This window comes from Rhodospirillaceae bacterium (assembly GCA_018660465.1).
Classification (GTDB): Bacteria; Pseudomonadota; Alphaproteobacteria; order Rhodospirillales; family JABJKH01; genus JABJKH01.
This window is the reverse complement of the sequence record JABJKH010000057.1, coordinates 1-20990: the sequence shown is the minus strand read 5'-3', so window position 1 is coordinate 20990 and position 20990 is coordinate 1. Positions and strand designations below refer to the sequence as shown.

The 20990-nt window shown below is 50.3% G+C and carries 14 protein-coding genes and 1 tRNA gene; 8 read left to right on the top strand and 7 right to left on the bottom strand.

What is annotated here, in order from left to right:
• Positions 1 to 231: 231 nt before the first annotated feature.
• Positions 232 to 4953, bottom strand: coding sequence for a PAS domain S-box protein (locus HOM51_08865; protein ID MBT5034620.1), 4722 nt, complete (start codon positions 4951 to 4953; stop codon positions 232 to 234).
• Between the two features lie 97 nt (positions 4954 to 5050).
• The gene (locus tag HOM51_08860; GenBank protein ID MBT5034619.1) at positions 5051 to 6142 is read right to left on the bottom strand and encodes a PA0069 family radical SAM protein; all 1092 of its coding nucleotides are present in this window, start codon (positions 6140 to 6142) and stop codon (positions 5051 to 5053) included.
• A gap of 116 nt (positions 6143 to 6258) precedes the next feature.
• Here HOM51_08860 and HOM51_08855 point away from each other — a divergent pair, with 116 nt between their 5' ends.
• Entirely contained in the window at positions 6259 to 6933 is a 675-nt protein-coding gene (locus tag HOM51_08855) for a glycosyltransferase family 2 protein (protein MBT5034618.1), read from the top strand.
• Entirely contained in the window at positions 6930 to 7535 is a 606-nt protein-coding gene (locus tag HOM51_08850) for a glycosyltransferase (GenBank protein ID MBT5034617.1), read from the top strand. Before HOM51_08855 ends, HOM51_08850 begins: the two co-directional genes overlap by 4 nt.
• Here the strand turns inward: HOM51_08850 and moaB are convergent.
• From moaB to HOM51_08830, 4 genes are all read right to left on the bottom strand, one after another.
• Complete coding sequence (gene moaB, locus HOM51_08845; GenBank protein MBT5034616.1) at positions 7532 to 8065, bottom strand: molybdenum cofactor biosynthesis protein B; 534 nt, start codon at positions 8063 to 8065, stop codon at positions 7532 to 7534. The two genes, HOM51_08850 and moaB, sit on opposite strands and share 4 nt — an antisense overlap.
• The gene (locus HOM51_08840) at positions 8049 to 9839 is read right to left on the bottom strand and encodes a lytic transglycosylase domain-containing protein (GenBank protein MBT5034615.1); all 1791 of its coding nucleotides are present in this window, start codon (positions 9837 to 9839) and stop codon (positions 8049 to 8051) included. Before HOM51_08840 ends, moaB begins: the two co-directional genes overlap by 17 nt.
• 118 nt (positions 9840 to 9957) lie before the next feature.
• Positions 9958 to 10788: a uracil-DNA glycosylase gene (locus tag HOM51_08835; GenBank protein MBT5034614.1), complete on the bottom strand. Its 831-nt coding sequence runs from the start codon at positions 10786 to 10788 to the stop codon at positions 9958 to 9960.
• Positions 10785 to 13688 (bottom strand): sel1 repeat family protein, encoded by a 2904-nt coding sequence (locus tag HOM51_08830; protein MBT5034613.1) that lies wholly within the window; start codon positions 13686 to 13688, stop codon positions 10785 to 10787. The genes HOM51_08835 and HOM51_08830 overlap by 4 nt, the downstream gene beginning before the upstream one ends.
• A gap of 180 nt (positions 13689 to 13868) precedes the next feature.
• Here HOM51_08830 and HOM51_08825 point away from each other — a divergent pair, with 180 nt between their 5' ends.
• The 6 genes from HOM51_08825 (at position 13869) to HOM51_08800 (ending at position 19768) form a co-directional block, all read left to right on the top strand.
• Positions 13869 to 15497, top strand: a complete 1629-nt coding sequence (locus HOM51_08825; GenBank protein ID MBT5034612.1) for an electron transfer flavoprotein-ubiquinone oxidoreductase — start codon at positions 13869 to 13871, stop codon at positions 15495 to 15497.
• Between the two features lie 108 nt (positions 15498 to 15605).
• Positions 15606 to 17396 carry a tetratricopeptide repeat protein gene (locus HOM51_08820; GenBank protein MBT5034611.1) on the top strand — a complete coding sequence of 597 codons (1791 nt, stop codon included), beginning with the start codon at positions 15606 to 15608 and terminating at the stop codon, positions 17394 to 17396.
• A complete protein-coding gene (locus tag HOM51_08815; GenBank protein ID MBT5034610.1) occupies positions 17386 to 18282 on the top strand; it encodes a 4-(cytidine 5'-diphospho)-2-C-methyl-D-erythritol kinase in 897 nt (298 codons plus the stop codon). Before HOM51_08820 ends, HOM51_08815 begins: the two co-directional genes overlap by 11 nt.
• 93 nt (positions 18283 to 18375) lie before the next feature.
• Positions 18376 to 18452: transfer RNA gene (locus HOM51_08810), tRNA-Gln, on the top strand.
• Positions 18453 to 19219: 767 nt separating this feature from the next.
• A complete protein-coding gene (locus HOM51_08805) occupies positions 19220 to 19432 on the top strand; it encodes a hypothetical protein (GenBank protein ID MBT5034609.1) in 213 nt (70 codons plus the stop codon).
• Between the two features lie 126 nt (positions 19433 to 19558).
• Positions 19559 to 19768, top strand: coding sequence for a hypothetical protein (locus HOM51_08800; GenBank protein MBT5034608.1), 210 nt, complete (start codon positions 19559 to 19561; stop codon positions 19766 to 19768).
• 386 nt (positions 19769 to 20154) lie between these two features.
• Here the strand turns inward: HOM51_08800 and HOM51_08795 are convergent, their stop codons facing one another.
• Positions 20155 to 20694 carry a c-type cytochrome gene (locus tag HOM51_08795; protein MBT5034607.1) on the bottom strand — a complete coding sequence of 180 codons (540 nt, stop codon included), beginning with the start codon at positions 20692 to 20694 and terminating at the stop codon, positions 20155 to 20157.
• Positions 20695 to 20990: the final 296 nt, after the last annotated feature.

The window sequence follows — 20990 nt, the reverse complement described above, 5'->3', positions numbered from 1 at the left end:
GCATGGCGTGGTGTGAATCCCCTAAACCCTTTGAATCTATAGTATTAAAGATACACCATACGCGCCATGCGCGCTATAGCTAATTATAAATATTCTGACTACGAATCAGGAGGTTGGGAGTTCGAGTCTTCCCGGGCGCGCCATATATTTATCAATATTTTCAATGTCTTATCGTTAAATTTTAGGGTTATTTTTAATCGGGAAAGATAATTTTCTGGTAAAGAGGCTGACCTATTCTGCCGTATTTAGAACCGAATGAATGGTCAAAAGAAAATCATCTATTTTAATCGGTTTGGCGAGAAATCCATGAAAACCGGCCTTCAAACCCTTTTTCACATCTTGTCGCAAAACATCAGCTGTTAGGGCTATGACAGGAATATTTTGAGTATTTTTATTCTGTTTGAGGAGTTGTAGCGCCTCAAAACCATCAATCCCGGGAAGATTAATATCCATCAGGATCAAGTCTGGTTTTTGCTCATGGGCCAAATTGACGCCTATTTCCCCCGTATATGCCGATACCAATTCCAATCCGGGCACCTTGCTAATAATTTCATTCATCAGCTGTAAATTTGCCGGATTATCTTCCACATAAAGGATGGTCTGCGATCCTTCAGACACATTTGACGGCTGGTCCGGGTTCACGGGTTGGGGCTGCTCAGGCGTAATTTCCGACACCTCTTTATTGGTCATTGGCAGTTCAATCCAGAAGGTGCTGCCCTCATCGACCGTACTTTCAAAGCCAATTTGTCCCCCCAATTGAACGACAAGCTGTTTGGTAATGGTCAATCCGATCCCTGTTCCCTCAACTTCGCCAGCCTCTGCTCCGAGTCGATTAAAAGGTTGAAAAACTTGCTCTTGAAGTGAGTCTGGTATGCCCCGCCCGGTGTCTTGGACACTAATGCGTACCATATAGTTTGGACGATCCTCACACCGAACCGTCACCCGACCTGACCGCCGATTGTATTTCACAGCGTTTGATAACAAATTCAGTAAGATCTGTTTCAATCTGGTTTGATCCGTCCATACGTTGTGTATGTCTGCGTCTGCGGTTTCGTTCTTAACTTCAATATCTCGTTCGTCGGCACGGGTTTCGATCAGGGCCAAGCTTTCGATAATGACCTCGCCCGGCTGGGTATTCTGAAATGTGAGTACCGTCATGCCTGATTCGATTTTAGCGAAGTCAAGAACCTGGTTGATTAAGTCAAGTAAGTGCTCGCCACTCCGCAGGATATGATCGACATATTGGGACTGCTTATCGTTTAACGGTTCGTTGGGGATCGATTGCATAAGCTGGCTGAACCCCAAGATTGCATTCATCGGCGTGCGAAGTTCGTGGCTCATGGACGATAAAAATTCTGATTTTGCCTGATTGGCGCTATCGGCTTCCGCCTTCGCCGCCATGAGGGCCTGCTCCGCCACCCGGCGCTCGGTAATGTCCTGGCGGATCAGCAGGGTGCCGCCTTCCTGGGTTTTAAATTCTTGAAGGTGGATATACGTACCATCCAAGGTTACCCATTCGAAGGCACCCTTGGGATTTCGGTGGTGTTCCAATCTATCTTGTATCCAGGCTTCATCGCGTTGTCCCCCGCTTATTTTCGAAAGGCGGACAACTCGTGTCCTTAACAGTTCCTCGAACGTCAAACCGGGTTTCAGAATATCCACCACATCTTGGGCTTCCTGACGAAAGCTCTCGTTGCAAATAATCATGCGGTCTTCTTTGTCAAAAAGTAAAAAACCATCTCTAAAACTTTCGATGGCATCTACGAGTCGGCTGTGCGCCTCGCCCACACGGGTTTCGCTCTGGCGCAAAGCTTCTTCTGTCCGCTTGCGTTCCGTAACCTCATGACTAAGTGTTTGAGTTCGTTCTTGAACGCGATTTTCGAGGCTATCGTGGGCTTTTTGTAAGTCAGTTTGGGCTTGTTTTAGTTCAGTAATATCGGTTTGAGCTTCAACGATACCGCCTTCTGGGGTCCGGCTTTCGGTGATGATGTACCAAGTTCCATCAGCTAATTCGCGTAATAGAGGACCTCTCGGGTTCCGATGATGTTCTAGGCGGTCTTGAATGTAGTCGTCTTCCCGGCCTACGGCTTGGATTACAAACCCGCCCGCTATATTGGCGCGGAGCATTTCTTCGTACGAGACACCGGGCACCAACATATCCGCAATAACGGGGTGCAGACGTTTATACTCTTCATTAAAAATAACCAACCGATCATCAGCATCGAATAGGGCAAAGCCTTCCTGAAGCGCTTCAATCGCGCCACGGAAACGTTCTTCATTTTTGCGTAGGGCTTCTTCGGCGCGTTTGCGTTCAGTTATATTGCGGGCCATGACCATGATCGCCGGCTCGCCGCGATAACTGATCAATGTCCCCTGGGCTTCTACGTCTATAATGGTTCCGTCTTGTTGAACGTATTTTTGGTCGACCATTCCGGCGGTTTCACCCGTCTCCAAAATATGTTCCATGCGCAGTTTGACAATTTCCTCCAAACCCTCTGGAACGTGGGCGAAAGCGGACCTTCCGATAACTTCATCATGGGATGACAGACCGAAGATTTTCACCGCAGCAGGATTGGCGTAGACAATAATCCGATCTTTATGGAAATAGATTGCATTAGGAGAAAAATCGACGAGTGTGCGGTAAAGTTCTTCGTTTTCACGCAGTGCCTCCTCCGCTTTCACCAACGCCGTTACGTCCGTGCGGATAACCGCAATCCCACCCTCTGCGGTCCTTACTTCTTGGATTTGCTGCACGCGACCGTCCGCCAGGGGGGCAATTACTGGTTCCTGCGGATTACGATGGCGTGCAATTCGTTCTTCGACCGATATCCTATTTGGGCCCATATGGTGCTCACGGACGCCTGTATCCTCCCTAAGCCTTGCGAATTCTTCAAACGTCATGCCGATTTTCAGTATTTCGGCGATTTCCGGTCTTTCCTTGATGTAATTGTCGTTAAATAGTACCAAATGGTCGTCTTTATCGTAGAGCGCAAAGCCATCCGGTAAACTATCGACTGCAATTTTTAGTCTTTCACTGGCTTGCACTTGATCCGTAACATCAATTCGAATGACGGCGGTGCCTCCGCGCGATGTTTTCACCTCCGTAATTTGCAAAGTTCGGCCATCTGGTTGAGGTTCAATAATAGGTCCCCTCGGGTTTTTATGGCGCGCGATCCGTTCGCTAATTGACATTCTGTCGACACCCAAATAATTGGCCCGACTACCTGAACTTTCGTTATTCCTAAGAATTTCTTCAAATGTTGACCCCAGTTCTAAGACATCTCCAAGTTCAGGTCGGTACTTAAGATAATTTTCGTTAAATAGAACCAGCTTATCTTCATGATCATACAGCGCAAAACCTTCAGGGATGCTATCCACAGCCTCCTTGAGAAGCCTTTCGGCTTTGATTTGTTCCGTGATATCTGTCCGAATGACCGCAATGCCGCCACCTGGGGTCTTTACTTCTTCAACCTGCAAGACCCGCCCATCCGGCTGAGGTTCAATCATCGGACCTTTCGGGTTCTTGTGGCGGGCAATCCTTTCCTCCACAGGCATTTTTTCTGTGCCAATATACTTCGCTCTCACACCTCTTTTTTCGTCACTGTGGGCGAGATCCTCAAATCGGATGCCAAGTTTCAGAATTCCCCCTAATTCAGGGCGTCCTCGAAGAAAATTTTTGTTAAAAAGAACCAACCGATCATCGTCGTCGTACAACGCAAAGCCATCTGGAATACTTTCCACCGCTTCATGGAGTAAATTCTCAGTTTTAACCTGTTCCGTAATATCGGTTTGTACCGTGACGTACTCACCATCCGGCGTGCGACTTTCGCGCATGCTGACGATAAATTTTCCGTTTTGATACGTTCTAATTACGGCTCCCTTGGATGGGTTCTTATGTTGAGATAATCTTTCCTGAATATATTCCTCTTCCCGTCCCTTGGCATCGGCGATGGCACCGCGTTTAACCCCTTCGCGCGCCATCGTTTCAATTGGAATGCCGGGTTCCAGAATATCGCCAATGTGTTCGTGAAGGACTTTGTATTCGTCATTACAAAAGACCAATCGGTCCTCTTCATCAAACAAAGCGAAGCCGTCATTAAGATTTTCAATGGCGTTTTGGAATCTCTCCTCAGAGCGTTTCAGCGCCGCCTCGGTCAATTTCCGACTCGTAATATCGCGACTTATTACAAGGTTAGCAGGCGACCCTTTATACATCACAAAGCTTGCGCTGGCCTCTACATCAACGGTTCGACCGTCCTCGGTCAGAATTCTTTGCTCCAAGAGTTCAACGGAATTTTTATTTTTAACGACTGACTTGCCACGCTTCTCGATAATAGCTCTATCGTCTGGGTGAATACGTTTGAAAAGGTCTTGGCCAATAAGGTCTTCTGCCGAACTGAAACCAAACATTTTTACGGCCGCTGGGTTGGCAAAAACGAACTCGCCATCGATATGAATATAGATCGCATCAGCTGAATTATCGACCAGCGCCCTATACTGTTCGCCACTTTCTCGGGCCGCATTTTCAGCATTAACCTGATCGGTAACATCAGACCGGGCAGAACACACCGCCGTGCCGCCTTCCCAATCAATCGTGAAAGACCGGCGCGCGACCCAAATGACATCACCGTTTTTTTTTAGCCCCTCAGAGATTTCTTCAACTTCAGAACCATCTCTACGAAGTCGTTTGCCATGCTGACCATTTCTATAGCTTCGGTCGTTTTCGGGGAAAAATACGAGAGTAGACTCCAATGCCAAAATTTCCGCAGGCGACTTGTAACCGTAAATTTTGGCGAGCGCCGCATTGGCATATAGAGCTTTATTGTCGCGATGAACCAGAATTCCTTGATTTGAGGTTTCAATAAGAAGTCGAAAGAAGTCACTGCTCTGCCCAGTTTCAGGACCGGAAGGGCTGATTTTTCGTTGATCCGCTGTGTCGTGTTTCTTTCGCAAACTTCTAATCGCTTATTCCAGGGCAGGTGCTCTCATCCTTCCGCAGAATTATAATACTTTCAAGAAGCCATTCGGCTTATACCTAATTGGTATTAATCTAAAGTAATTCAAGTTGATCGCCAACGTCGGGCGGCACGATGAAACGCGATGTATCCAGGTCGTATTTCCCGTCTTTTGCACTGTTTAGACCATGGCGTTTTGACGCGAGTCGAAACCTTTTTGCCAGTAAGTCTGCATGGGTGCCCGTGCCCTGCATTCGGGTGGAAAAATCAGAAATATACAGGGTCCCGTTTCGGCTTTCCCGCAGCTGGTTAAGAACATGGTTAGCCTTTCCAGGCGTATGTGTCTCTAACCATTCGGCAAACATTTCGCGAAGTTCCAACGGCAACCGGAGCAAGATATAGTGTGCCGCCTCGGCTCCCGCGTTTGATGATGCCTCCAATATCCTTTCTAATTCCCAATCATTCAAAAACGGGATCATCGGTGAGGCCAGTACCGTTGTTGGAATTCCATTTGCGTTTAACCCCTCAAGAGCAGCCAAGCGTTTGTCCGGTCGCGGTGCACGGGGCTCCATCGCCCGTGCCAGTTTGCCATCTAGGGTGGTCACAGACACCGCGACCGAAACCAAATTCCGGGCCGCCATGTCAGTGAGAATATCCAAATCGCGAAGCACGAGGTCCGACTTGGTCGTTATCGAAACTGGGTGGTTGAAGTCGGACAGAACTTTGAGGATATCTCGGGTAATTTTATGGTCCCGCTCAATGGGCTGATACGGGTCGGTGTTGGCACCGAGCATGATGGATTTGCATTGATAGCTCGGCTTCCTAAGTTCCTTTTTTAAGAGATCTGGTGCATTTGGTTTGGCGAACAACCGAGTTTCAAAATCCAACCCGGGTGACAATCCTAAATAGGCATGGGTTGGTCGAGCATAACAATAAATGCAGCCGTGTTCGCATCCTTTGTAGGGATTGATTGACTGATCGAAGGGAAGATCAGGCGATGAATTACGAGAAATAATGCTCTTCGCGGCATCAATGCCGACGGTTGTTTTCAAAACCGGGAGTGAGTTGTCTTCCGGCAGTTGCCAGCCATCGTCCACAGCATAACGCTGCTCGCTTTCGTATCGGCCAGTGGCATTGGCGACAGCGCCTCGGCCTTTTCTTGGCATTGCAGGCAAATGGTCAACCATGGCACCAAGGATACCGCATTAGATAAGAACATTTCAAGAACGAATATACATCTCTATGGCTGTGTTTAACGGCCTGCATATGCTATTGAGAAACCGCCTTAAACGAGAGATCAGGAATCGTGCTTAGCATTATTATACCGACGTTAAATGCGGCAAAGGGATTGTCGGCAACAGTCGCCTCCATCGAGGATCGTGGCATGACCACTGAAATTCTTGTCGTCGATGGCGGTAGTACGGATGGGACTGTAGAGCTTGCTAAATCGTTGGGAGCACGCGTTCTAACAGCCCCATCTGGGCGGGGCGGACAACTTTCGGCTGGGGCCACGGCGGCGAAAGGGGGATGGTTGATGTTCCTGCATGCAGATACGATTTTAGGTCCCAATTGGTCCAAGGCGGCAACGGATTTCATGGCATCTTCTAAATCCGCGAACAGGACTGGATATTTCAATTTTAGGCTGGACGATGGCGATCCGTGGGCACGGCGACTTGAAAGAATTGTTGCTTGGAGAAGTCGGGCTCTCGGCCTGCCTTACGGGGATCAAGGGCTTCTGATGGGCCAAGAATTTTACACTCAGTTGGGAGGATTTTACCCCCTACCGTTGATGGAGGACGTGGAGTTTGTCCGACGCATTGGACGGCGAAACCTCGTGGCACTGGAAGCCGATGCAGTGACATCTGCGGATCGTTATCGGCGCAACGGATATCCCCAGCGCATGGTCCGTAATGGGTTTTGCTTGGCGCTTTATTTCCTAGGTGTGCCTCCCCGAATAATTGCCAAGGTGTATGCATGAGCTTGAAAGGCCACTTGGTGGTGTTCGCAAAGGAACCGCGCATCGGCCGCGTGAAGTCCCGTTTGGCCGCCGACATTGGCAAAGTTCCTGCTTGGATCTTTTATCGGCAAACCCTCGCTAAAGTTTTTCGGCGATTGGAAGGCCAGGGTCGCTGGCATTGTTGGATCGCAATTGCTCCAGACCATGCCGTCAATTCACCTTCTCTCGCAAAAAATAAGTGGCACTGCATTGGACAGGGTGACGGCGACCTGGGTCACCGTATGGGACGAGTCATGCACGGAATGCCGTCAGGGCCTGTGGTGATCATTGGGACGGACATCCCAGATATAAGTGTCGACCATATTAGCCAAGCCTTCGACGCACTTGGCTCGCATGAGTGTGTATTCGGTCCTGCAACCGATGGCGGCTACTGGCTCGTCGGCCAAAAACGACGACCTCTGGTGATTGATCTCTTCAACAACGTGCGCTGGAGCACGGAACACGCCCTTGCCGACACACTGGCGAACGTTCCTTCAGGACGGAAGGTTGCTCTTTTGGACACTCTCGAGGACGTTGACGATGGCGCTTCATTCGCCCGCTGGCAGAACCGTAAAGAACCTTAAGTCAAATGCTCTTTGAGCCGCGGCATCATCTCAACGAAGTTACAAGGGGTGTAGCGAATATCCAATTGATGGACGAGGATTTCGTCCCAAGCGTCCTTGCAGGCACCCGGCGATCCGGGCAGTGCGAACAGGTACGTGCCATCCGCTATACCTGCGGTTGCGCGAGATTGGATGGTCGAGGTTTTGATTTTTTGAAAACTAACCCAGCGAAAGAGCTCGCCAAAGCCCGGGATTTCTTTTTCATAAACTTCGGCAAATGCCTCCGGCGTCACATCCCGACCGGTGACGCCCGTGCCGCCGGTGGAAATAACCACGTCTATATTCGAACTGGCGATCCAGATTTTAAGCTGAGCAACTATATCGACGGTTTCGTCTTTGACAATTTCACGGGCTACAACCTTGTGCCCGGCTTTTTCGATCCGATCCACCAAGGTTTGGCCGGATCGGTCATCATCCAATGAGCGTGTGTCGGACACGGTCATCACGGCGATATTAATCGATTGAAATTCGCGTTCAGTTTTTAAGTTCATGGGTTTGAGCCACCTCGACATCGGTACGATCCAGCGAGGTATAGACCGGCCAAGCGCCTGCAGCAATAGCGTCCAGGGATGGTGATGTCTGCTTCATGCGGTCGCGGTAAATCCACAAATTGGTCAAAACCCGTTCAATAAAGTTTCGCGTTTCGCGTGACGGAATGCTTTCAATAAAGAACAGCGGATCATCCATATGTTTGATGGTCCGACGCCATTTTCGCAGATTGCCCGGGCCCCCGTTCCAGGCCGTCGCGAGGTAGAACAAATCGCTACCAATATTAGAATCATCTAAAAGGATTTCGATGTAACGCTGACCCAAGGCGAGATTTGTCGAAGGCTGGAATAACTCTCTACGTTTTTTGCCGCGCCGAAACCGTCGGTCCTTGGCAACAAACCCCGCTGTTCGGGGCATTAGTTGCATGAGCCCGCGCGCGCCGGCGCTGCTTTTCGCACGCGGGTTAAAGCGTGATTCTTGGCGGATTAGGGCAAATATCAACGCCTTATCAACACGAAAGCCACCCGGCGGTGTCCAATGCGGTGCCGGATAGGAGGCCCCATCATATCCTCCGCCGCCCGGGAAAAGTCGGGAATCAAGCCGAACAGCCAGCGCCGGCATATTGGTCCGGCTCGCGACCGCGAGAAGACCATGGGCCAGAGCAGAATTAGCGCGACCAGATAAATTACGGAGCTCCCGCTCAGCACGACGCACCTCGCCAATTTGAACCAGGGCCAAGGAGCGTCGACCCGCGGCTGATTTTAACAACGCATTGATCGTCGCTGGCTTCAGGTCCGGAGTCTCCCAACGGAAATCATTGACCAGTCCCAACATTCGCCGGGCCAGCATGCCGTAAAACGTACGGCCATACCCAGCGGCAATTTCAAGCAACGGCGTTATGCGTTCTGGATGGCGGTTGACCAAATGCGCGCGTGCCGCCCAAAAAGCAGCAGCGGAAATCACCCAGGGTGAATTATCACGCTTGGCAACGGCTTCAAAATGTTTGGCAGCATCGCTGTATCGATGCATCCGCCACGATGCCATCGCCACCGTCCAATGCGCTTGCGGAAGGTAACGTCCTGATCGCTTCGCCGCTGGCCCCGCCCACTTGATTGCCCATTCGTCCCGACCGGCAGCAAAATATCCGCCACCCAAGCGGGCACGGGCCCAATCCATATCGACTGTTGAGAACAAGCGCCGAGCCTCAGTTGATTGAAGGGTCTGCTTAACCGCCTTCGTCCAACCTTTGCGAAGGTGCCAACGGATGCGGCGCTTTAGTTGTGCCGCTTGGCGACGTTGGCTGCTGCTCAGTCGTTTGCGGGGCGGTTTCGGCATGGCTTTCACAGACCCACCTGATATGCCCATGATGGCCCACCGATAGGGCGATTTTGGACCCCGCCAGCGCGCGGGCTTACGCCGCAACGCCAACTTATAGAGCTGTCTGGCGCGAGGATGGTCCGCATATTTAGCCATCCAATCTTTGAGTTCTTTATACTGAGAACGATATTTGGTGGGATGCAAATACCGTTGCGAAAGCACGTGCCCCATCAACAATGGATCGCCAAGCCGCTTGACCAACTTGTCCGCCCGCTTCCACTGCCCGGTTTCCTGGAGACTAAATATTTTTTGATAGAGTGCCGCATCGCTCGACGACAGCGGGGTGGGCAACGGCGGTTCTACCTGATCCGTAGCGTTCGCGTGAGCAAACAGACCCGGAGCAAACAAACTGAGGGCCACAAGGACCGTTATCGATTTGAGTAGACTGCGGATGACCATCAAAATAATTTAAGACCCCTAATCGTCCCGACCAAAGGTATATAATTCATTCACCGCGTTTGCTCAACCGCAGGGTCGGTGGATAACTTTTGCAAAGTTAGCCACGTTAAATTCGATTTCAATCAGATATCAACTTCGCCTTAATTGCCAACATGTCCCGCCACGCTTCGCGTTTTCTTGCTGGGGTACGCAGCAAGTAGGCCGGATGAAAGAGAGCCGTCGCTTGGATAGGGGCCGGCAATCGCGCCGTCGAATAGCTGAACCATTTTCCTCTTAAGCGGCCGACACCCTGGGTTTCTCCTAATAAAGATACCGCTGCTGGGCCACCGACAGTGACCAGAATATCCGGATCAATAATTTCAATCAGGCGCTCCACAAATGGCATACAAGCGGCAATTTCTTGGGTCGTGGGGCTGCGGTTTCCTGGGGGCCGCCAGAAAACAGTGTTGGAGATGTAAACATCTGAACGCTGGACATTGATCGAGGCCAACATCCGGTCTAGCAGCTTACCACTCGGACCAACGAAGGGAATACCTTGGCGGTCTTCTTCCGCTCCCGGCCCTTCGCCAATAAAAACAACGCGGGCGGCGTCACTGCCATCGCCGAAAACCAGATTGGTCGCAGTCTTCTTGAGCGGGCATCCGTCGAAACTTTCCAGCGCATCACGCAGTTCGGCAACTGTGTTCGCCGCGGCGGCGAGGGTATAGGCGCTCTGCACCGCCGCATCGCCATTGACTGATGGAACACTGGATGTGGATTGTTTCGCACCAGGTATCTGAGATGTCTCGACTTCTGGCACGACAGGCGCAGGTGGCTTTTCGGCGAACCTGTTTTGGGCATCCTCGCCAACCGTCTCATCAACGCCTGCTTCCAAGTGCCACGTGAGGACTGCTTCAAGGGAGAGAGATTCTTGTTGGTTCACGTCTTTGTTCACGTCGCTGGTGCCTATTTCGCCAAAGAATCTTGCGAGTTAGTTTTCTTGCGGCCCAACTCGGTGAGTTCCTTACCGTTTACGGTCGCATAGCCTTTTTGACGGAAATCGATGTGAAACGAATCGATCGGCGCACCCTGGGCATTGGTACTTTTTTTAGAGTGCTCAGCAAGTGCCAGCCAAACTTTTGCCGCCTCAGCTTTTTCCGGATGGTCCTCAGCCCATTTCAGCAACACTTCCAGACCCCGAATGGCGATGTTCATTTTGCCGGTGGCTTTGTATCTAGCGGCCCCGTTGGGAGTCATTGAACCGTCAAACGTCACCCCGGTCTCAGGCGCATCGAATTGGAGATGTAGGGCGATGATGCTGCCCGCTGTTTCCAGAAGGGGATGCATGTGCATACCAGCCGTAGTGCCCAGCAATATCGCGGAATTTCCACCGCCACCGCCGCTAAACAGACCAAGTAACATTTCTTGAATTTCGGCAACGGGCAGACGCGTGATCTTCAGACCAAAACTCGCGTCAATCGGCAGGAACGTCTTTTGATCGCCAACGGCATCGCGATATTTTAAATTCTTGTGCGCATATGAAAAAGAAACCGATCCTTCAACGTCATCCAAGTTGAGCCCGCCGTTGAGCGATAGCGTTGACACCGACCCCTTTGGTTGTTTCTGGCTGTCAGTAACGACAAAATTCTTTATCTGGCCCTTAAACGTCGCCGTGGGCGGTGGCCCGCTAGCTTTGATTTTTGTGGGCGTGGCGATGTCTTTTTTGACTAGAACCGATGGTGAAACCAAACGTTCCATAAGCGCTTGTATTCCAGCGGAATCGAAGTTGGCGATCTTTGTGTTGAAAAGTATTTTCTCAATCCGAACGCCTTGGTCGTCTCTGCCCTGGGCTTTGTTCTTCTTCCGACTGCCGGAGATCTCTGTCATTTCGAACGTGGACGGACCGTTGAATATACCGGGTTTACTTTCTTTCAATGAGACCTTGTTGATGATGCGGCCCACGTTGATCGTGATGTTTTCCCAGGGGTCGTTCATCCTTAGGTCAACGATTTCCATATCGACCTTTGAAAATGTCGAATGTTCTAAAACCCAGGTCAGGTTAAAACGCTTTTGCTCAAATTCCAGGGGGAATTCCTTATTGCTGCCTTTTCCTTTGAGGCGAATATTCTTCGGCAGCGTAACGGCAAGGTGATAGGCTGATGTAACATCTTCACCCTTCTTACCCTGCTTGGTTTCCAGGCTGACATCGGCCCTGAACGGCGGGAACAAAATATTGGAGCCATCATGGCGGTCAACACTGAGGCTGGGAATGATGACCAGAAATGTTCCAGCAACCTGTTTCAACACCCGAATCTTGCCTTTAAAATTGACCTTGTTGCCTTTGGTCGCCGTCGTTTCCAACATTTTTTTCATGGCCCGGCGCAGGCGTTCTTCTTCAGTCTTCGGTGGATCGAGTTGGGGCTCAGCCGCCTTTCTGGGAGGGGCTGGCATGGATTTAGCTATTTCCGAGGTTGGCAGAGAAGGAATCCCTTTTTTCTGTGGAACATCCGTCGGTGTCGGAGCCCCGGCCTTTCTCGCCATTTTTGACTTCGGTTTTTTAGGAGCAGGCTTGGAAGATTGATCTACGGTTTGACCAACAGGGTGATTCGGAGATTGGGCAGTGGGCTCTAAGCGTGGGGCAGGCTCGGGCTCAGACATATAGGTTGCTTCCAATTTGTCCAGCAGCGCTGCCGCTTTTACGCTCCCCTGCCCCGTCGCCAATAGCAGCCACTTTCTAGCCCTAAGGACATCCATTTGGTAAGCCGATTGCCACCCGGCATAAATCTTACCGAGACTTATTTGTGCCGCCAGATGGCCCTGTTTGGCAGCGGCCTCATACCATTTGACCGCATCCACGATGTTTGTCGGGACGCCTTGGCCTTTTTCAAACATGGTGCCGACTTGGTATTGGCCCTCCGGTTCCTTTTTTAGGGCAGCCTTCATGTTCCAGTGCCAGGCCATCGACTCATTTTGGAAAATTCCTTGGCCGGAAAGATACATTTTCGCCAGCAGAATTTGGGCCTTGGGGTTGCCTCTGTTCGCCATCAAGTCGGCGCGCTTAGCGGCTTTTACGAATTCCTGTTTAGCAACCAAGTCATGAACCGCTTTTACTGGGTCATCTTTTTTCTTCGCCATTTTGGCTTTAGGTTTTGGCGCACCCGTCGGGGCGGGGAACGCCGCCATGGCAGCCATCATTTTTGCCTGAGTTTTTGCGTCCGCCGGTTTGGCAGACGCTTTTAGCCAAGGGCGCTGTTCACAAATTTTTTCATCGCCGACCTTGGCGCTTTTTTGCGGAACCCATTTCCAAATCCGGTACCGTGCCTTGCCAGAATCGATCAGTGAAATTTCATCTGAGACCTTATTCTTAAGGCTCGATATGGTTTTCCTGAGTTTGCTGGCCTTTGCGCGCTCCAAGGACACATGAAGCCATTTATAAGATTCAATGAGATCTTTTGGCACCCCCCCGTCAGCGTCCGAGCCATTTTGATAATAGGTCGCCAAATAGTACATCGGCGCGACGTGCCCCTGGTTCGCAGATAAATGGAACCACTTGGCCGCTTCCTTCAGGTTTTGCGGAGCATTCTTCCCCCAGTGAAAGGCGTAGCCATAATTATATTGCGCGATCGCGTTTCCTTGAACCGCTGCCTTGCAATACCAGTACATGGCCTCGTCAGCATTTTTTTCAGCACCCCGACCATAAGCATAGGCCAAGCCCACCTTATATTGGGCGCGGGCATCATCAGCCTTCGCCTTTTTCATATTCTCAATAAATGCCGGGTCGGCCAAAGCGTCGCCAGGGCCAAGAATTGCCGCGCACGCCGCAACGATCATCACCGCAAATATTCGCCTAAATGCCATAACAAGAACCATAAATTTCCCCGCCCCATTGGAATGGGATTAAAATTATGTTCCATAGATTACGGCTAAATTGAAAGCGGTGCACCAAAAACAACCTTAATCGTCAAGTTTTTGACTGTTTTTTTGGCTGGACCTTGATGTGCCACAAGGCAGATTCTAGACTCACGCCTTATTATTAGATTAGGAGACCCCATGGAACGTGACTCAATGGAATTCGACGTGGTGATTGTCGGCGGTGGCCCCTCAGGCCTTTCGGCGGCAATTAGGTTGGCGCAACTTGGGTCCGAACAAGACCGAGAGATCTCTGTCTGTGTTGTCGAGAAAGGCAGCGAAATTGGCGCTCATATCCTGTCCGGTGCGGTGTTGGAGCCGCGGGCGCTCAATGAGCTTATTCCGGATTGGAAAGACCGCGGCGCGCCCCTTGATACCCCGGCAACAGATGATCGTTTCGTTATGCTAACGAAAAATAAAGCCGTCCGCCTGCTGACCCCACCACAAATGAACAACCATGGAAATTATATCATCAGCCTCGGTAATCTATGCCGCTGGTTGGCGGAACAAGCGGAGGCCCTGGGCGTTGAAATTTATCCCGGCTTCGCGGCGGCTGAAGTTCTGTACCATGACGACGGAAGTGTGAAGGGAATTGCGACCGGCGACATGGGACTTAACAAGGACGGCACGCCTGGGGATAATCATGAACCGGGCATGGAATTGCACGCCAAGTACACTTTGTTTTCGGAAGGCTGCCGCGGGTCACTAACTCAAACCTTGTTCGAAAAATTCAATCTTCGCCAGGACTGTGACCCACAAACCTATGGCCTCGGCATTAAGGAACTCTGGGAAGTTGAACCCGAAAAACATACTCCGGGGCAGATTCTTCATACCATTGGCTGGCCCCTGGACAGCAAGACTTACGGCGGGTCATTCCTGTATCATTTGGCTGACAATCAAGTCGCCGTTGGCTTCGTTGTGGGTCTTGATTATCAAAATCCCCACCTCAGCCCCTATGATGAAATGCAGCGCTTCAAAACCCATCCTGCTATTCGTACTATCTTCGAAGGCGGTCGCCGAATATCCTATGGCGCCCGAACCCTGAGCGAAGGTGGGTTTCAATCGATGCCGGGCTTGGTTTTCCCAGGCGGCGCGTTGATGGGCGATGGCGCCGGATTTCTGAACGTTGCCAAGATCAAAGGAACCCACACGGCGATGAAGTCCGGCATGCTTGCCGCGGAAGCCGCCTTCGAAGCCGTGGCGGCGGACCGGTCTTCTGATCAACTCGACAGCTATCCCCAGGCGGTCAAAGACTCTTGGATCTGGAACGAATTGTATCGGGTTCGAAACATTCGCCCGTCGTTTCGGTGGGGCATGTGGGGTGCCCTGGCTTATTCAGCCGTGGATACGTATTTATTTGGAGGTCGGGCCCCTTGGACAATGCGCCAGCATGCGGATCATTCAGCGCTCAAGAAAGCCAGTGAGTGTGAAAAGATCGACTACCCTAAACCCGACGGCGAAATTTCGTTCGATAAGCTTTCGTCGGTGTTTATCTCCAATACCAATCACGAGGAAAATCAGCCCTGCCACCTGACGCTTCGGGATGACGATGTGCCGCTACGGGTAAATTTGGCTGACTTCGATGGCCCGGAACAGCGGTTTTGTCCGGCAGGTGTTTACGAATTTGTAGAGGATGGCAATGAAAAGCAGTTGCAAATTAACAACCAGAATTGTCTCCACTGTAAAGCCTGCGACATTAAGGACCCGACGCAAAATATCGTTTGGACAACGCCAGAAGGCGGCGGCGGACCGAATTATCCCAATATGTAGCAAAATAATTCGGATTAGGGTGGCACGGAGTGGTTCATTTAAACTAATCTTACATTGTTCCTTGGTATTTTTTGTTCCTGGGTATTCTTTCGCTAATAGAAGGTCACCGTGCAGCTAAAATTTAATCGCCGAAATCAACAAAATTCCAGAATGTCATCCGGCATGCGTCGGGCTGCAGCAGTACTTCTAGTGCTCGCGCTCCCAACCGCGTGCGCGTCCGACCAAGTCGCCGAGACGGCACCACCTTCTGAGCCGGCAGTTTTAAGCCCAGGTCAGACTCTGTGGGGCAATTATATTGCCGGTCGTCACGCCCAAGCGATCCGCGACGACGTCGGCGCTGCTTTGTTCTTGGATGCGGCCTTAGAACAGGCCCCAAATAATCCACGCCTGTTGAACCGAGCCTTCGTTTATAATCTCGCGGAAGGCCATATGGAAAAGGCTGTGGGACTGGCCCGGCGTTTGATTAAAATTGATGAAAAATCATCAATTGCCAACTACACCCTCGCGGTTGAGGAAATTAAGCTAGGCCACTACAAAGAAGCAGAAGCTCGATTGTCGTCTCTGCAAGGAAAGAACCTCGACAGCTTTATCGTTCCATTGCTGAAAGCCTGGGCCTACGCAGGCCTTAAAGACAGAGATAAAGCCTTGGCCGCCCTGAAACCAGTCTCGGCGAAAATTGGCGAGGGAGCGATTTTTAAAATTCAGGTCGCGCTTGTAAACGAAGTGTTCGGCGCAACAAAAGAAGCTGAGGCCGCCTTTAAAGAGGCGACCAAGAATATGCGTCGCGTATCGTTCCGGATGGTTGAGCTTTTCGGATCCTTTTTAGAACGAAACGGAAAAACAGAAGACGCGAAAAAGTTTTATCAGAACTTCATGAAAGCGCGACCCAGGAATAATTTGGTCGCAAATTTACTGAAGCGTTTGGACACGGGTAAAAAGCCAATCGCAAATGTCCCTGACCCTGCGGCGGGCGCATCCGAATCGCTGTTCAATTTAGCTGGGTTGCTGCAAAACCAGCGGGTGATCGAATCCGCACTTATTTTCAGCCGACTTTCCCTGCATCTGCGCCCTAATTTCCCGGTTTTGCAGATTCAGATCGCGAATATCCTTGAACGCATGCGGCGCTACGAGAAAGCCAACGGAATTTATGCCGAGATTAATCCTAAATCCCAGTTTGCATGGTCGGTGCAAATGCAAATGGCTTCTAATCTGGATCGATTGGATAAAACCGACGATGCGGTAAAGCAGTTGCGCAAGATGACCACCCTGAGACCCAGCGACCCTGCACCGTCGATCGCACTTGGCGATATTCTTCGGTCGCGTGAACGCCATGTTGAAGCCATTGTCGCCTACGATCAGGCTTTGGTGAAAGTAAAAACCCCAGAGAACCGCCATTGGTCTTTGTTTTATGCGCGTGGGATTTCATTGGAACAATCGAAGCAGTGGCCCCGCGCGGAAGGTGATTTTTTGAAAGCCCTTGAACTCAACGCCGAACAGCCGCTGGTACTGAACTATTTAGGATATTCCTGGGTTGATCGTGGGCAAAACCTGGAACGGGCCCAGAAAATGATTGTGAAGGCTGTGGAACTGCGGCCAAGCGATGGCTATATCGCGGATAGTTTAGGATGGGTCTACTACAAAGTTGGCAAGTACGAACGCGCAGTGAAAGAACTTGACCGTGCCGTTGAACTGCTGCCGGCCGACCCCATTATCAACGATCATTTAGGTGACGCGTTTTGGCGTGTTGGTCGGTACCGGGAAGCCAAATTCCAATGGCAGCGCGTGCTCGGGCTAAATCCCAAACCCGAGCTTGAGGTGCAAATCAAGAACAAGCTGAAAGTGGGATTAAAAGACGCTGCCCAAGCCAAGGCTAAGGCCAAGGCCGCCAATGGGGGCTGATGGTTCAGTCACAGTCGCGGCCCCGGCTAAAGTTAACCTTTATCTTCATGTAACCGGGCGTCGTGACGACGGATATCATCTGTTGGATACCCTGGTCGTATTTCCCGGCTTGGGCGATGTCGTAACGGTTGGGCCATCGACTGAAATCACCCTCACCACCGAAGGACCTTTTGCGGATCAGATTCCGGCCGGCCCTGATAATCTCGTCCTCAAGGCAGCCTACCTGCTGGCCAATCATGCAGGAATCATTGAGGGCGCGAAAATCATCCTCGATAAAAATCTGCCGGTGGCATCAGGAATTGGCGGTGGCTCAGCGGACGCGGCAGCGACATTATCTGCCCTCTCAAAACTTTGGGGCCTTAGTTTAAGCGAAAACGACTTAGCTAAACTGGGCCTAACACTAGGCGCTGATGTTCCTATGTGCGTTAAGGGTCGGGCCTTATTTGTCGGCGGTATTGGCGAAGATTTCGCCGATGCGCCGAAGATGCCTGAGGCCGCGCTGGTCTTGGTCAATCCCTTGAAACCTGTTTCCACACCAGCAGTGTTTAAAGAACGGACAGGAGCCTTTAAGTCGGAGGGCCGATTCGAAGGGCCGGTCCGCGATGCGGCACATTTAGCCGAACTCCTCTCCACACGAACCAACGACTTGGCCGATGCCGCCCGGCGGTTGGAACCGCAGGTCGGAAACGTTCTCGATGAAGTGGCGTCCCTGCCGGGGGTTCTTCTGACCCGGATGTCGGGAAGTGGCGGCACGTGCTTCGGTCTTTTTCAAGGGATAGATTCGGCTGCTCAGGCGGCCAAAACCCTAGGTAAAGCCCAGCCAGGTTGGTGGGTGAAAGCGGCCCCTTTGGAATTCAATCCCGGAAATCCGTTCGCCGGGACTTAATGCGGTTATATGTGGTTGCAGGGGGACCCATTTCGCCTTATGTTTCGCCCCGCCGAAGGATATTGTTATACTGATTATCTCATTCGGCCTTTATGGGGCGTAGCCAAGTGGCCTAAGGCACCGGCTTTTGATGCCGGCATTCGGAGGTTCGAATCCTCCCGCCCCAGCCAATTTAAAATCACTCTAAATACAGCGTTTTTTAGCATTTTTCCCAGGTAGTATACTACCCGGAACCGCAGAAAACTGCGAAAACCCTAAAAACAGCTTTTTTTCTTCCTTAAAATCAAAGGCTTATAAAGCACCCAAATGGTGCTCGACTTGCTAGGTCTAGCAACTTTGTTCCAAAAAAAAGTTGCTAGAAAATTAGACCTGATAATTTTGCATGTTCATGATTTGTTCTGATTCTTGTAAACGTTATAACTTATTGATAATAAACAATTAATTTCATTTTATTGGATCACATAAAAATCAAAACTGTCATGTGCGAGTTTTCAAATTGGGGTAAAAAACGTATTTTTTGAACTGAAGTGCAAAGGCAGGATAATGGCGTGATTTGTTAGATAAAAAGCAGCTGCAGACAAGACATTTCACCCAAGGCATCAGTCCTGCTTAGGAATTCTCCACCTGACTAGCGTAATGTCTCCATGAGTCAGGTTTGAGAATTTTTCTGGCACCTTGGACTTGGCCTGCCCCCCTACAAGCAGGCATCATGACGAATAAGCGGACGTCTAATGTCCGCTCTTCCCTCTGTAAGCCGACATTAAATGGGATCATCGATGACCGCCAGAGTCATTTGACATGGCAGATTTCCTGGATTTCCTTACCTATTGGCTGAAGGATCATATACTTCAAACTGATATGGCCTATGTCCCTTATGTTCATGGGTTCGTTGATAAATTGGTTGAAAAGCCAGGTCCATGAGAGGATTAACTGCTACATGACTAAGGAAGACCGCAGGGAATTAGATCGTAGGTTTGATGTAGAACGTAGGCAGGACGAACGCCGTTCATACTACGCCCTAGGACGGCCTTTGATCAGCATACGCCCGAGATGCCTGATCGCCCGAAATTGGCACAATGCTGATAAAACCCACAGCCAAACTTTTAGAAAGCCCGATGACATCAGGCGGTTCTTTCAGTGTCTTCAATAAACGTTACAGATTTATGATAGAAGCCCCGCTATTACTGCATGGCTGGTGAACGAATATAGAGCTACCGTTATACTGTAATAAGCTTATATCTCCGTCATCGTTAATCACTATTTTACGGAGAAAGCCATGAGCACTTTAATGAAAGAAGAAACAAAAAATAACAAAGACCACATCGAAGATATACTTGTTAGCCAAGATAATATTGTCGTTGCACCAATCGCTACCGAAGCAGCGAATGAAGATGTACCGACAAACACCTTTGCTAGAATTTTATGGTCCTGGACTGAAACCTCATACAAAGCTTGGGTTAAATCTGGTAAAATAGAAAGCTTCTAATTACTTCGACGATTTTATTTCTCGGGAGATGGCTTCGTTCATTTCCAGCGCAATACTCTTCCGAGCGTTACGCTTAAAAGCCACGTTCTCACCGTCCTCAGAAACTTCAATCCAATATTCCCTATTGGGATATTTCCCAGTCAGATAAAGGTCTGCTTAGGGTTAGGTTCGGAAGTTTTCGCCGGTGTCATTGCACGTCCGCTCCACCCCCTAAAACCGGAAGTCGATTTGGACAAACTGAATTTTGCGCCAATAATGTCTGCTCAACTCCCACATAGCTGACATTAAATGGGGTTGTCGCTAACAGCCGCTGAAAGCCATAAGCAGAAATAACGAGCGCTTCAAATATCAAGAATTGGACCATCGGGACACCTGGCCTCCAATGATCACTGTAACGGTGCGTTGGAGGTGCGAACTGGACTCTTGAGAAACCCTATGAGGTCCGCAATATCCTGCGCAGCTATGGTCCAACGCGGCATCTCCCTATCAAGCTGTTCTCCACTGGGGTCAACGCCCTTGGTGATGGCCCGCTGTAGAGAGGTATCATCGTAGCTTTCATGCTCCCCATGGCCATCCTCATTCAAACTGTCATCGTGTCCCTTGAACAATGCAGCCGCGGTTAGCGGAGGAGCGACTGTCCAGAAATTCGGCATGAGTCGTCGACCTTGTCGGTCAGCACCATGACAGGTGACGCAACCGCCGCCATGCATCTGCATATGCATACCGCCACCGTTTGCGCTTATCTGTATGCCTGAGGAACTTGTGCCGGTAAAATAAATTCGCTCGCCATTTGTCTGAAACTCAACTGGCCAGTTTTTACGATCCCAGTTATCTCCAAAGCCAAATGAAGGCCCTCTTCCATAGACGGCTACAATTACAATCAAAAGAACGCCGCTTAACACAGCAAGTATCTTGTTTCGTGACATTGATAACCTTGCCTTGCAAATAAGAAAAGTGATAAAAAATGCAAAATAGAGTTGCGCGCAGTTATTATCATATCAGTTGCTCGTGATGCCAACAATCAACAATCAGAATGTTCGCTCCGGGTCAACTTCGGAAGTTTTAAGCCGCCTCTGACTTGGTCTGCTTTACCCCCTATAAGCGGACTAAAACATAAAACTTAGAATTTACACCCCTGTCTACAAGATCAGCGTTTAGTGGCCTTTTTTTTCTTCGATGCAGGGCCGAACAGACACTTATATGTATACGGATCGTAGCACCT